The organism is Mesorhizobium sp. M1365, from assembly GCF_040317865.1.
Classification (GTDB): domain Bacteria; phylum Pseudomonadota; class Alphaproteobacteria; order Rhizobiales; family Rhizobiaceae; genus Mesorhizobium.
This window is the reverse complement of the sequence record NZ_JAMYLG010000006.1, coordinates 181184-193912: the sequence shown is the minus strand read 5'-3', so window position 1 is coordinate 193912 and position 12729 is coordinate 181184. Positions and strand designations below refer to the sequence as shown.

Here is a 12729-nt window from a genome sequence, read left to right as displayed (position 1 = left end):
CCCTATCCCAGCCGCCCGTGACTCGATCGGATGCGCAACACCTGCACCCGCGACGGCAGCTCGATCAGGAACTCTTCGTCCCGCTCGAGATGGTGGATTTTTGTCGGATCGCCGCCGGTGAGCGCCGCCATCGCCTCGACGTTTTCCCAATAGGAGATCGTCACGAATTCCGAATGGGTCGTCGTGTCCTCGCGAAAGGTCTGAACGCCCAGGGCCTTCTCGATCAGCGGCTTGATGCCGGCCTCGTAATTGTAACTCTCATAGGCATCCGCCTTTTCAGGCACGGTTCTGCCGCGCCAGATACGAGCGATGGTCGGGGATTTCTCTGTAGCTTTCTCTGTCATGGCCAATGAATTCCTGCTGGTCTGATTGGTCCGCGGCGTTCGGCAAGGCCAGCCAAGGAACGCATCTCCCCGGCTGGCAGCCTGGTATCCAGTTGCCGGCGACTTTTTATCCTCCCCGGCCGACGAGCTCGCGCTGCCCCAGACAGGCCTCCTGCCGACCGGTAGGAGACTTACTCCTGATCCTCGGCGCCGCCTCCGTGGAAGAAGGACCGGATTTCCTGCATGTCGACGCTGCCGTCACCGTCCTCATCGACGGCGTTGAATATTCGCCCGACGAAATCCTGGACTTCGCTCTGAGAAAGCGCGCCATCGCCGTCCGCATCTACTATGGCGAACATCATTCGCATCTTCGCGCCATGCATCCCGCGTGGAATGCCGCCGCGCCCTCCCATCTCCCACCCTCGCTCAGGCGGGCCCATCCTGTAGTCGCGATGCCAGCGGTCGGGACCTCGCCGTTCTGTCCAGGGCGCGCGATCTTCCTGCATTCTCTCCTCCAGCATCTCAGTCATCATCTGGCGCATCATATCGCGCATGGCATCCTGGCTCTGCCCGATCACTCCGGGCGACGGTTCGGCGCCACGATCCGGTGCCGGCGCGGCGGGCGCAGGTGGGCTCGTCTGGCCGAATGCCGGCGCGGCCAACATGGCCAGCGCCGCGACAATTACAGTGGTTTTGCTTGCGAGCGTCATCGTATTCTCCATCGGTATGAATTGTGGCCGAATATGTCTGCATCCAAGCCAAACCGGCTGCTCGCCTCATGGTTCCTGGGCAGTCGGCACAACGGCGGAAAAGTCCGCCCGATCGCGGCAACGAAAGCTCGTTGTCCACGTTGCCATGGATGGATGCGACGCTCCACCAGGAGGAAAAAATGGCCGACGATAAGAGCAAGCGAGATTTCCGCGAGCGCGACCGCGTTTCTACGGAAGACGACCGTGAAGTCGAGTATTTTGCCCAACAGAACGGCATCACCGCCGATCAGGTCCGCCAGCTGATCAAGAGCTTCGGCAATGATCGCGGGCGCCTGACCGTAGCTGCGAAGGCATTGCGAGGGATTTCACCTGCCGGAGCCGACGAGGTGACCAGGGAAGCCCGCCAGCAGGCGACACCCATGCATCTCGGCAAACCCGACGAGTGATGCCAGGCAACTGCTCTGCCGCTGCCGCGGGCGTCAGAACTTGCGGCTCAAATAGTCCGAGCCGCGCAGGCCGAACCGCCACTCTGCATCGACAGCCTTGGAAATGCCGATCCGGCGGCCTGTCAGAACGGCGCTGGCGTCGCCCGGCTGCCTGAATTCGAATGGCGGCACGTCCAGCGGCAGCCCGTCATGGGATTTGTCGATTGCCAGCGCCTGGCAAAGGCGACCCGGTCCCGAACAAAGCAGCCGGGGATCGTCAACGCCGCGATTGGCCCGCATCACCTCCAGCCCGGATTGCGGTTCGATTGCGCGGACAAGCACGGCACTGCCGGGCAGGCACACGGCATTGAGGCACCAATGCAGGCCATAGGAGCGATAGACATACGCGCTGCCTGGGGCGCCGAACATTGCGCCGTTGCGCACCGTCCTGCCACCGAACGCATGCGAAGCCGGGTCATCCGGGCGATAGGCCTCGGTCTCGACGATGATGCCGCCAACGCCGTGCAAGAGCAGCGAGGCGCCAATCATGTCGCGCGCCACGGTGGTGGCGTCACGGGCAAAGAAACGATGGGTCGTGGTCATTGTGCGGCAGACTCGATCGCGCCTGGACCTGGCGCGTCAGCAAGTTCCCGGACCGGACACGAAATGTCCAGCCACAGCTCTCGGATGAAGGTATTCAGCGCAGCATGGCTGCGCCGATGAAAACCGCCGCGGCCAGCACGACGATGGCGGCAATCACCAGCACCGGCCAATATCTGCTCGGTTGGACGTCGGGCTCATCCGTCAGCGGGCGCATCGCATTGGCATAGCTCGCCTGGTTGGTAAACTTCGCCGTTTCATGGCGCGCGGCAGGGCTCTTCGGCGGAGCGTTGCCGGCTGATTCCGCGTCGGTCTCCATGGGAGCCGCAGCCGGATCGATGCCCGGGGTCTTGTCCCCTTCGCGCCCGGCGTCGATATCGCCCCGCGCTTGAGCCGGGCTTCGCCCAAGAGGTGCTGCGTCGGTCATCGTCGAGGTCCTTTCAGAGCATCGGCCTCAAGCATTCTAACCTGCGTCTCATTTCAAAGTTCCCCCGTTTCAAAATTCCCCGGTTCAAAGTTCCCCCGTTTCAAAGTTCCCCCCTTTTCAAAGTGCCAACGAGCGGAAACCGCCTAAGCCTGCTTACAGGAACAACCGGCGATCGAGCGGGTTGAGCAAGCATCGGGGAGAGCAAGATGGACTTGGTGAGCCACGCGCCTACATGCGGCAGTTCGATAACCGGCTCCAGCGAATTCGCATGATCTACTTCACCGCCGACACGCATTTCAGCGACCCGCGCATTTTGCGCATCGACCGCCGCCCGTTCGGCTCGCTGGCGGAACATGACCGGTCGCTCATTGCGTTCTGGAACGAGACTGTCGGGCCGGACGACGAGGTCTGGCATCTCGGCGATTTTGCCAGGGGATCGGCCGCGTTCGTGTCGTCGCTGCTGGCGTCTCTTCATGGCAGCAAGCATTTGATCATCGGCAACAACGATGCTGCGGCCACCATTGAGGCCACAGGTTGGGCGAGCACGCAGCACTACAAGGAGCTGGCGCTCGACGGCAGCCTGCTGATCCTTTGTCACTACCCTTTTCGCACCTGGAACCAGATCGGCAGGAAATCGATCGACCTGCATGGCCATTCCCACGGCCGGCTGACCCCGGTCACGCGCCAGTATGACGTCGGCGTCGACAGCTGGGATTTTCGTCCGGTCACGTTGACCACCATCCTTGCCGGCCGCGGCCGAAGGGCGGCGCGGCAAAGCCGTCAAAAAGTCGAGTGATCGAAAGTGCCGGCCGTGCGTCGAGGAATTTCAACGCCAGGGAGCACGCCATGAACAGACGTGAACTGATCGATGCCGACGGGGGCAAGCGTGTCGCAAAGCCCATCCCGCGCGATGCCGCGTTCGACAGCACCTTGGCCCTGCTGCGCGAGGGCTATGACTTCATTTCGGCCCGCTGCCGGCGCATGAACACCGACATCTTTGCGACGCGCCTGATGCTGCGGCCGGCAATCTGTGTCCGTGGTGCCGAGGCTGCCGAGATGTTTTATGGCGGCGACCACTTCACCCGAATTGGTGCGATGCCGCAGACCACGCTGCGTCTGCTGCAGGACAAGGGCAGCGTCCAGGCGCTCGACGGCGCCGCTCACCGCCACCGCAAGGCGCTTTTCCTGTCGATCCTGTTGGATGGTGACCAGATCGAGCGGCTCCGCGCAACCTTCCGTCGCGCCTGGCTCGACCAGCTGGAAGACTGGCAGCGGCGTGACGAGATCGTCCTGTTCGACGCCGTAAACCTCGTCCTGACCCAGGCGGCAGCGGCTTGGGCCGGCATCCCCGCCGACAAGGATCGCGCCGAACTCTGCCGCGAGCTCAGCGGCATGGTCGAGAACGCCGGCGGCATTGGGCCGTCGACCATGCTGGCGCTGTGGCGGCGACGCCGGACCGAACGCACTATCGGCGAGCTTGTACGGCGCGTCCGAAGCGGCGCGCTTGATTTGCCGGCAAACAGCCCGGTCCGCCTGGTCAGCGAACATGTCGATGCCAAGGGAAAGCCGCTCGATCTTGCCAGTGCTGCGGTCGAGATCATCAACATCATCCGGCCGGTTGTCGCCATCGGCCGCTTCATCATGTTTGCGGCGCTGGCGCTTCACCAGCACCGCCAATGGTATGACAAGTTCGCCGCCGGCGATGACGACGGGCTGGAAGCCTTCGCCGAGGAGATTCGCCGGCTCTACCCGTTCTTCCCGTTCATCGGCGGCCGCGCCCGCCACCCCTTCGAATGGAAGGGCTACCGTTTCCACCAAGGCGACTGGGTCCTGCTCGACCTGCACGGCACCAACCATGATCCGCGCCTGTTTGTGGAGCCGGACCGATTTATCCCGGAGCGCGGCTTGAGCTGGAAAACCCACGGCTTCGACTTCATCCCGCATGGCGGCGGAGATCCGGCGACTACCCATCGCTGCCCCGGAGAAGCCGTCACCGTCGCGCTGATCACGGAAGCGGTTCGCCTGCTGACGCGGTCGATGGCCTACCAGGTGCCTGATCAGGATATGACCGTCTCGCTTGCCCGCATGCCGGCGCGGCCGAAATCCGGGTTCAGGATAGATAATGTGCGGCGAAAACCCGGCTGAAAGGCTGCCGGTCCAACCGGAACCTCTGCGGAGCTGAGGCGTTCGAAAATTGCAAGGCGTAAAGGCAAACGCAATGGCTCAGAAGATCACGACAGGCGCGAACGACCGGCCGCGCAATGAAACCATCGGCCAATCCAGCGAAGGCCTGCCGGACGACAGCAGCAGGCCGCTCGAGGTCGACGAAGGCTGGGTCGCCCGGCTGAGAAACAAGCTGCAGGGCAACCCCCGGCAAGCCGCTCAGACCAACACGGACGAAGTCCCCGCAGGCACTCCAGGCGCTGGCGAGAATATTTGCCGCCGCTGTGCAGGGTCAGGCATGATCGACGGCCGCACCTGCCCCGAATGCGGCGGAACCGGCAAGGTGATGACGCCGATAGGCGGAGGCTGAGCAATTCCAGGAAAAGTGTGAAGCGGTTTTCCGTCCGGTATTTGCGTCAAACAATAAGATAGACAGGTTCTGCGTTTCCGCGGAACGATGAACCGTCCAGCGCCGGTCAGATCGCCGGCACCCACTTCCAGAACACGCCTTCCTTGCGTTCGGGGTAGTGCTTGAACTCGCATTCGAAGCGCCAGCCGTAGTTCTTGGCGGTGGCAAGCGCCTCCTTGCTGACCGGGTTCATGCCGGTTCCCGGCGCAAACCAGTCCTCCAGCAAGTCGTCGGGGATATACGCGCCGATCCTCAAAGGCAGCTTTTCGAGGACGACATCCATTTCAGGTGGTGCAGGCACGGGGGCGCTCCTTTGAAACCTACCCGCGAAGAAGCCGTTTAACGCCAAGCGGGTTCATTCTTCTGTTTATAGTCCTGGAACGCCTTCTGGAGACCGCCGATCACCTCGGCGGACGTCTCGAACATCGCCTTCAGCTGCGGCTCATCGACCTTCTCGATGTCCTCGCGAAGGTGCTGCTTCACCTCCTCCAACTTTTTCTGCATTTTCTGCGTGTGGTGGCGCGGATCGCGGTCGGCAGCGCTAGTCATGATCAATCTCCAATTTGTGGATCTCGGAGAACTCGCCCGGCTCTGAGGATCGACAGGCGGGTTTGCAGCGTAAACGGCTTGCCGATAGCTGTGGTTCCCGACTGCGGATGCGGTCTTCGCGCGCCCAACGCGCTGTTCCTGGGTTCAACCGCCCGGTAGCAAGTCCGAAGGGCGCTTGCCGCGAATTCAAGACGCAAGCAGTGGCAGACGAGCATTGATGAAACTGAGAACTGATGGCGTCTCTGGCCAAGGACGGCAATCCACGACCTATAGCCTACGCCTCGTCCGCGATCCATTCGAGCGAGGCGCCATGCGGGTCAGTCCAAGCTACAGGGGAGCCGTTCGCAGATAGGAGGAAGCGGCCAGGCGGCCAGCTTGTTCCGGCGCGTGTGGCGATGGACGGGAAGACGCGAGGGGACTCGTTCGATACCCAATAAGGCGAGAGACGCATCGCCTGCTCGGCGAAAGCTTCTCTGTCACCAAGGTCGGAGACATAGTCGAGGACGGCTGTGTGAAAGATGACGAGTGTAGCGTCGTTTGGCGCTTCGTTGCAGAGTTGCACGAGGTCGCTCCCGCGCAGGTCGCCCTTCACCACCCGAGGCTTGACTGTGGCAGCGATCTTTAGGGCCGCCCGCAGATTGGCAAGCCGTGCTGTCTGTTCCGGCCAGACCAGTGTCTCAAGCCATGCGACTTGCGAGTCGTCCGAAGCATCTATCGGGCTCAGGTCCAATCCAGCCCGCCAGACGACTTGCGGCAAGGCCGTCGGCAATGGCGTTGTTTCGCTAGCGAGGCATCGGAAGACAGGCGGCTCCAAGGCCATTGCAGGTGCGCGGATCACCTTGCGTCCGTAGTCATAGCCGTAGAGGTCGGGCATGAGGCAGAGCCCTGCGGAGGTCCCGACCTCGATGAGGGCCAGCGGCTGCGGCAAACGCGCCAGGACGGGGAGCAGGGTGGCGCATCTTCCCGGCTCGTTGGTTTGCGTTGAGCGCTCGAGCATGAGCGAGCGGATAGCGTCGGGATTAGCCTGAAGCGCCTGGCGAAGCTCGGTCCACCCTGTTGGCGTGCCGAACAAGTGACGCACCGCTGCAAGTAGAAGGTTCGGTTGCCGCTTTAGGTCCGGAAGAGTCGACAGGAAACCGAGCGCCTCCCGATCCCCAGCGACTGCCCGAGCCAACTCCTCGTAGAGCGGCGAGCGACCGCGAGCTTCCGTATCGGCGAAGCGAATATATCGGGCTGAGATCTCGGCCAAGCCCTCCTCGTCCATATCCGCTGATCCTCGGTCCCGACGTCCCATCACAATACACGATCCACGGATCTGATTGGACCAGGCCACGGCGTTTTTACACAGGCTTGACCCCAGCGGACTTGCCGCGGTCGCCTACTTAACCGTTGCGTTATGAGGTCGTACGCAATCCAAAATCTGGGGAACTGTCCCTAATTGGTGTCTCACCCAGGGATGCGGTCCACCATGTCTCCGGTATAAACCGCAACCCATGTCTCCGGGTTGGACAATTTGAGATTTGGCGCACCCGACAGGATTCGAACCTGTGACCTCTGCCTTCGGAGGGCAGCGCTCTATCCAGCTGAGCTACGGGTGCTTTCAGGATCGGTGATCCCAAAAACGAACCAGCCGGTAAACCGGCCAGCCACGGCTTCTTAGCGGAAGCAGGCGCCGGCTTCAACGGGCAATCGCCAGCGGGCTCAAACTGCCGTAGCAGCCCGGGGGAGACAGACACCGTCCCGTCCGCCGCCACCGCCTGCTCATTCGGTCACGGTAAGCACCGCCTTGCCGCTGATGCTGCGCTGCCGCAGCGCGTCGAGGGCTTGACCGACGTCCCGCCACGGCACGGTGAGGACCACCCGCGTTTCGAGCCGGCCGGCTGCGATCGGCGCGAGCAGCGAGGCGATGTCGGCGCCTACCTCCGGACCAGAAGCGTAGTAGGCGAAGGTCTGCAGCCGCGCACCTTCGTGCCCCGGAACGAACTGGCGGAAGCCGATGGGCGTGAGTTCGCCGCGGCTCGAGCCGAACATGACGACGGTCCCGCCGGGCGCGATCCGTTCGATCGCGTGGGCGAGGCTATCGCCGCCCACCGATTCGGTAATCAGCGAGAACAGTCCTTCGGTCAGCTCGATCGTTTCGACGACCCGCTCGGCTCCGAGGCCGCGGAGATCGTCGGCATGCCGTTCAGCGGCGACCGCCACCACCGACGCGCCCTGCTGGCGGGCGATCTGGATCTGGAAACGGCCGACCGCGCCGCTTGCGCCGGTAATCAGGACCCGCTGGCCGGCCAGGTCGCCGCCGAGGCGCAGGGTCCGCAGCGCGGTCGTGCCCGCGACCGGAACAGTGGCGGCGGAGACGAAGCTGACGTCGTCCGGCAGGACGGCGAGGTGGTCGGTCGGAACGGCGACCCGTTCGGCCCACCCGGCCTCGTCGACCAGAGCCGCAACCCGGGCGCCGACGGCCGGCCCGGAGCCGTCGGCCGCGGCGCGCTCGACAATTCCGGCGACGTCCTGGCCAGGCACCCAGCCGTTCGGACGGATGTTGAGCAAGCGCAGTTCGCCGCGGTTCAGCGAGACTGCCCGGACCGAGACCAGCGCCTCATGCGGGGCGGGCTCGGGCTCACCAAGCTCGGCGAGCCGCAACCCGGTGGCGCTGTCGGAAGATGTGACCAAGGCGAGCATTGGTATCGTCCCTTCTTGCTGCGTGGCGGACGCCAGCCTGTTTTCGTGCGCCGGGCTTGTTGGTCCGACGTTCAGAACGCAAGCAGGGCATGACTAAATGGAAGTCCGCCTGTCGGCTTCTGAGTTACTCATCCCTAAACTATCGACTTTCCTGTTTGAGTAATTTAGATATCTTGGCAGTCGATCGCTAAAAACAGTCAATGTGAGACAGCCGCTCCGCTACCCCTGGCCTTTCGATCCGGATGACGTCCTCGCCCCGGCAATCGCCGTGCGCGTTGACGTTACCGAAACCGGGGCGGAGGTGCCGGACCACCACCACCGCAAGGGGCAACTCGTCTTCGCGCTGGGCGGCGGCGTCACATGTCGCGTCCCCAGCGGTCTGTGGATGGTGCCGCCGCATTGCGCGGTGTGGATTCCCGGCGACATGGAGCACAGCAATATCGCGACCGCCAATGCCCGGATTTTCTTCGTCTATATCGAACCGGGAGTTGCCGACCTGCCGGACCGGTGCTGCACGCTTTCGATCACGCCGTTGCTGCGCGAGCTCATCATAGAGCTGACGGATCGCGTTGAGGACGATGACGCGAGGGGCGAGCTCCTGACCAGGGCTCTGCTCACCGAACTGCCGCGCATGCCTGTCCAGCAGCTGCATTTGCCGATCTCGTCCGAGCCGCGCTTGAGGCGCATCGCGGCGGCGTTGGCGCAAGATCCTGCCGATCGCAGCACCCTGGCGGAATGGGCCAGTCGCGTCGCGCTCAGCGAGAGCAGTCTCGCACGTCTCGTGGTGAAGGAGACAGGGCTGACCTTCGGGCGCTGGCGCCAGCAACTGCACCTGATCGTCGCAATGCGCGAGCTGGCCTCCGGCGCCAGCGTGCAGCAGGTTTCGGCCGATCTCGGTTACGAATCGGTCACCGCCTTCATCACCATGTTCAAGAAAGCGCTTGGCAAGCCGCCGGCAAAGTATCTCAGCAGTGTCGCGCAAAACGGCGGCTCTGCGTTTGTCGCCTGAACCCGCACGCGGTCAACACTCGGACTTCAACTATCACTGCTCCTCGGCATACAGCAGCCGCGTCTTTGCCTCGGAGGTCGGCAACAGGCTGCGCTGGATCAGCGCCTCGACGTGGTCGTTGCGCTGGCGCGCGCTGTCGGCGCCCATCACCACGATGATCAGCCTGTGCCCGTCCGCATTATAGGAGGTGACGATGTTGAAGCCCGAAGCCCTGATGTAGCCGGTCTTGATGCCGTCGACCCCGCGCACCCGGCCGAGCATGTCATTGTGGCCGCGCACCAGCCTGCCGCGGAACATGAAGTCGCTTTCAGAGAAATAGTGGAAATGCTGCGGGAAGCGGGCGTGCAGCGCCATGCCGAGCACCGCCATGTCGCGCGCGCTCGTGTGCTGGTCGCCGTCCGGCAGGCCCGAGGCGTTGCGGAACACGGTGCTGCTCATGCCGATCTGGCGCGCCTTGGCGGTCATCATGCCGGCGAACGCCTCTTCGCTGCCGCCGAGATATTCGGCAACGGCGACCGCCACGTCATTGGCCGATTTGACGATGATGGCGCGGATCGCCGAATCGACGTCGATGGTCTCGCCGCGCCTGAACCGCAGCTTGGTCGGCGGCTGCCGGGCGGCGTTGTCCGACACCGGAATTTGCGTCTCCTTGCTGATGCGGCCCTGGTCCAGCGCCTCGAACAGGAGGTAGAGCGTCATCATCTTGGTCAGCGACGCCGGATAGCGCGGCGCCGTCGAGTTGACCTCGAACAGCGTCTTGCCGGTGCCGGCATCGATGACCATGGCGGCATATTTCTGCGGCGGCGCCGGTACCGCCAGCACGCTGTCGGGCGGCGTGACAGTCGTGCAGCCGGCAGCAAACAGCAGCAGCGCCAGCACAGCGACGCATTTGTGGATGGACGAAAAGAACCGGAAGGCGGACAAGTCAGTTCCGAAGGCAGGCAGTTTCTGAGACGAGGCGAAGCTATCTTAACGCAAAGGCACAGTCCATTTGGTTAATATCGGTCTGGCCCTCGAACGGTGCCCTGTCCACAGGCCGACGTGGCGCCGCCTGATGTGAATTGCCGGCCACCGCGCTTGCGCAACCGGCGGCGAGTGGGCTTTGCTGGCGCCGACAGAATCGGGCCGCCAGAATCGGGCTGGCAGAATCGGGCTGAATCGGTAGGTGCACATGGATACGGTCACGATCACGGCGAAGGGCATTTCGGTATCGGTCGATCTTGCCGTCGGCCATCTCGCCGACATGACGGTCGATATCGATGGCCGCCGGCTGAAGCCGCTGCATCGCGCACCCTGGGTCGGCGAGCCGCGCCAGATGCTGCCGAAAGACCTGCCTGAAGGGACGGTCCACCTGTCCGGCGATTTCCTCTGCGCGCCGTTCTCGATCAGCGACGTCGAAGCGGCACCTTTGCATGGCTGGCCGGCAAATAGCCGCTGGGACGTCGTCGACAGCGCGGCAACGGCCGACGGCTGGCGCGCCGTCTTCCGCCTGCAGCGCCCGGTCATGGGCGCAAGCGTCGACAAGATCCTGACCTTGCGCGACGATCATCCCTTTCTCTATCAGGAGCACGTCTTTTCCGGCGGCGCCGGCGCCATTCCCGTCGCCCACCACCCGATGACGGTGATGACGGCCGGCGGCAGGCTAGCGTTCTCGCCGAAGCGCCTTGCCGCAACGCCGAGTGAGGCGCCGGAGCCCGATCCGGCCCGCGGCCGCTCGTTGCTCGCCTACCCGGCGCGAACCGCCGACCTGACGCGCTTTCCCGCTGCCGACGGCGGCACGATTGACCTGACCACCTATCGCATGGACCAGCTGCGTGAGGACTTCGTCACGCTGGTCGAAGCCGACCATGGCGGACCGGGCTGGACGGCGCTGGCGCGCCAGGCGGAAGCCGATCTCGTGCTGGTGCTGAAGAACCCGGCCGAACTGCCGGTCACCATGCTGTGGGTCAGCAATGGCGGGCGCGATTATGCGCCATGGAGTGGCCGCCACCGCGGCGTGCTCGGCATCGAGGACGGCCGCACGGCCGTCGGCCACGCCGCATCGCTCGGCGACAATTGGCTGAAGCGCGAAGGCGTGGCGACCGCCTTTGCCCTTTCCGAAGGGCGCCGCTTTTCGTTCCGCCATGTCATCGGCGCACTGCCATGGCCATCCGGCGAGCCGCCGCACGACGTCACGACCTCGCCGGGCCGCATGCGCATCCTGGCGGCTGACGGTGCCGTGCGCGACATCGGCTTCGACCGCGATTTCCTGCGGATCGGCCAATCCAGGCCCGATTGAAGGCTTGGCACAAGCCGGCGTTTGAAATTTTCAAAAACTGCCGCCAAAATGCGCCAGGACCATCTTATGGATGCCAATGTCAGAAATCGCCCACATCGCTGCTGTCATTTTCAAACGCGCCGGCAAGGCACCGCGCTTCATCGTTGCCATTGCCGGTCCGCCCGGCGCCGGCAAGTCGACATTGTCGACAGGCTTGCACGACCTGCTGCCGGAAGGCACGGCGGAAGTCGTGCCGATGGATGGCTTCCATTACGATGACGTCGTTCTCGATCGACGCGGCCTTCGCGCGCGAAAAGGTGCTCCGGAAACCTTTGATTTTGCCGGCTTCGAAGCGCTGCTGAAGCGCATCCGCGCCGGCGAGCCGGATATCGCCATCCCGGTCTTCGACCGCAGCATGGAGCTGTCGCGCGCCGCCGCTGCGATCATCGCCGCCGACGCCAAATTCATCCTGGTCGAAGGCAATTATCTGCTGCTCGACGAAGAACCTTGGACGCGGCTGGCGCCGCTGTTCGACTTCTCGATCTTCGTCGATGTGCCGCGCGCCGAGCTCGAGCGCCGACTGCTGGAGCGATGGCACGAGCACGGCCGCTCCGACGAGGACGCGCGCGCCTGGATTGCTTCCAACGACATGCCGAACATTGATCGCGTGCTTGCTCGTCGGCGGCCCGCTGACCTGGTGGTCGGTGAACAGGCCTGATCTGTAAGGACTATTGGGCCGGAACCTTAACACTTTCAGGCCGTTATCCCGAACACGGCAATTGTGCCGCATGAGGGAACGGTTCGATGGAAACCATGGCAAAAAAGCCTGCGCCCGCCAAGGGCAGGGCAACACGATCAAAAGCCACTCGAGTGAAAACCAGCGCCGGCCCGGCAGCAGCGGCCCGCTCCAAGGATGCGGCAAAGCCCAGCTTTGGCAAGGCGGCGCCGAAAAAGGTGATGCCTGCCGCGGCCAAAGCCGCTGCACCCAAGCCCAAAAGATCGGCAAGCAGCAGAGGATCGATCGCAGGCAGCGCAATGCGCACTGTTAAAGCAACGGCCAATGTCGCCGCCGGTGCCGTGCTTGCCACCGCCAAAGGTGCGGCGTCGCTTGCTGCTTCCGTAGTCGGCAAGGGCGGCTCAAAGCCCCGGACCAAGGCAAAATAGCCGAGCGGAAT

General features: G+C 63.8%; 18 protein-coding genes and 1 tRNA gene. 8 read left to right on the top strand and 11 right to left on the bottom strand.

Features of this window, described 5'->3' with window-relative positions; translation table 11 throughout:
• Positions 1-2: 2 nt before the first annotated feature.
• Positions 3-344 (bottom strand): antibiotic biosynthesis monooxygenase family protein, encoded by a 342-nt coding sequence (locus NKH04_RS10370; protein WP_352539894.1) that lies wholly within the window; start codon positions 342-344, stop codon positions 3-5.
• Positions 345-514: 170 nt separating this feature from the next.
• Positions 515-1033, bottom strand: a complete 519-nt coding sequence (locus NKH04_RS10365) for an EF-hand domain-containing protein (protein ID WP_352539895.1) — start codon at positions 1031-1033, stop codon at positions 515-517.
• 149 nt (positions 1034-1182) lie between these two features.
• Here NKH04_RS10365 and NKH04_RS10360 point away from each other — a divergent pair, with 149 nt between their 5' ends.
• Positions 1183-1479 carry a DUF3606 domain-containing protein gene (locus NKH04_RS10360; protein WP_353044311.1) on the top strand — a complete coding sequence of 99 codons (297 nt, stop codon included), beginning with the start codon at positions 1183-1185 and terminating at the stop codon, positions 1477-1479.
• Between the two features lie 33 nt (positions 1480-1512).
• On the opposite strand, the gene NKH04_RS10355 is transcribed toward NKH04_RS10360, so the two are convergent.
• Together NKH04_RS10355 and NKH04_RS10350 are read right to left on the bottom strand one after the other, a co-directional pair.
• Complete coding sequence (locus NKH04_RS10355) at positions 1513-2061, bottom strand: DNA-3-methyladenine glycosylase (protein WP_352539897.1); 549 nt, start codon at positions 2059-2061, stop codon at positions 1513-1515.
• 94 nt (positions 2062-2155) lie between these two features.
• Complete coding sequence (locus NKH04_RS10350; protein ID WP_352539898.1) at positions 2156-2485, bottom strand: hypothetical protein; 330 nt, start codon at positions 2483-2485, stop codon at positions 2156-2158.
• Between the two features lie 268 nt (positions 2486-2753).
• On the opposite strand from NKH04_RS10350, the gene NKH04_RS10345 reads away from it, so the two are divergent.
• The 3 genes from NKH04_RS10345 (at position 2754) to NKH04_RS10335 (ending at position 5018) form a co-directional block, all read left to right on the top strand.
• Positions 2754-3281: a metallophosphoesterase gene (locus NKH04_RS10345; RefSeq protein ID WP_352617723.1), complete on the top strand. Its 528-nt coding sequence runs from the start codon at positions 2754-2756 to the stop codon at positions 3279-3281.
• A gap of 50 nt (positions 3282-3331) precedes the next feature.
• On the top strand, positions 3332-4630 hold the full coding sequence (locus NKH04_RS10340) for a cytochrome P450 (protein ID WP_353044310.1): 1299 nt from the start codon (positions 3332-3334) through the stop codon (positions 4628-4630).
• A gap of 73 nt (positions 4631-4703) precedes the next feature.
• Positions 4704-5018: a hypothetical protein gene (locus NKH04_RS10335; RefSeq protein WP_353044340.1), complete on the top strand. Its 315-nt coding sequence runs from the start codon at positions 4704-4706 to the stop codon at positions 5016-5018.
• A gap of 106 nt (positions 5019-5124) precedes the next feature.
• On the opposite strand, the gene NKH04_RS10330 is transcribed toward NKH04_RS10335, so the two are convergent.
• From NKH04_RS10330 to NKH04_RS10310, 5 genes are all read right to left on the bottom strand, one after another.
• A complete protein-coding gene (locus NKH04_RS10330) occupies positions 5125-5358 on the bottom strand; it encodes a hypothetical protein (RefSeq protein ID WP_023677026.1) in 234 nt (77 codons plus the stop codon).
• Positions 5359-5396: 38 nt separating this feature from the next.
• Positions 5397-5606, bottom strand: a complete 210-nt coding sequence (locus tag NKH04_RS10325) for a hypothetical protein (protein WP_353044309.1) — start codon at positions 5604-5606, stop codon at positions 5397-5399.
• A gap of 274 nt (positions 5607-5880) precedes the next feature.
• Positions 5881-6870: a DUF2332 domain-containing protein gene (locus NKH04_RS10320; RefSeq protein ID WP_353044308.1), complete on the bottom strand. Its 990-nt coding sequence runs from the start codon at positions 6868-6870 to the stop codon at positions 5881-5883.
• Positions 6871-7127: 257 nt separating this feature from the next.
• Positions 7128-7204, bottom strand: a tRNA-Arg gene (locus NKH04_RS10315).
• Between the two features lie 163 nt (positions 7205-7367).
• On the bottom strand, positions 7368-8288 hold the full coding sequence (locus NKH04_RS10310; RefSeq protein ID WP_352501145.1) for a zinc-binding dehydrogenase: 921 nt from the start codon (positions 8286-8288) through the stop codon (positions 7368-7370).
• A gap of 202 nt (positions 8289-8490) precedes the next feature.
• Here NKH04_RS10310 and NKH04_RS10305 point away from each other — a divergent pair, with 202 nt between their 5' ends.
• On the top strand, positions 8491-9297 hold the full coding sequence (locus NKH04_RS10305) for an AraC family transcriptional regulator (protein WP_353044307.1): 807 nt from the start codon (positions 8491-8493) through the stop codon (positions 9295-9297).
• 33 nt (positions 9298-9330) lie between these two features.
• On the opposite strand, the gene NKH04_RS10300 is transcribed toward NKH04_RS10305, so the two are convergent.
• Positions 9331-10221, bottom strand: coding sequence for a D-alanyl-D-alanine carboxypeptidase family protein (locus NKH04_RS10300; RefSeq protein ID WP_352744800.1), 891 nt, complete (start codon positions 10219-10221; stop codon positions 9331-9333).
• 247 nt (positions 10222-10468) lie between these two features.
• Here NKH04_RS10300 and NKH04_RS10295 point away from each other — a divergent pair, with 247 nt between their 5' ends.
• Positions 10469-11575, top strand: coding sequence for a hypothetical protein (locus tag NKH04_RS10295; RefSeq protein WP_353044306.1), 1107 nt, complete (start codon positions 10469-10471; stop codon positions 11573-11575).
• Between the two features lie 76 nt (positions 11576-11651).
• The gene (locus NKH04_RS10290; RefSeq protein WP_352474754.1) at positions 11652-12272 is read left to right on the top strand and encodes a nucleoside triphosphate hydrolase; all 621 of its coding nucleotides are present in this window, start codon (positions 11652-11654) and stop codon (positions 12270-12272) included.
• Between the two features lie 43 nt (positions 12273-12315).
• Here the strand turns inward: NKH04_RS10290 and NKH04_RS10285 are convergent, their stop codons facing one another.
• Complete coding sequence (locus NKH04_RS10285; protein WP_352501144.1) at positions 12316-12597, bottom strand: hypothetical protein; 282 nt, start codon at positions 12595-12597, stop codon at positions 12316-12318.
• Between NKH04_RS10285 and NKH04_RS10280 the strand changes: the two genes are divergently transcribed.
• Entirely contained in the window at positions 12590-12718 is a 129-nt protein-coding gene (locus NKH04_RS10280) for a hypothetical protein (RefSeq protein ID WP_302893450.1), read from the top strand. The two genes, NKH04_RS10285 and NKH04_RS10280, sit on opposite strands and share 8 nt — an antisense overlap.
• Positions 12719-12729: the final 11 nt, after the last annotated feature.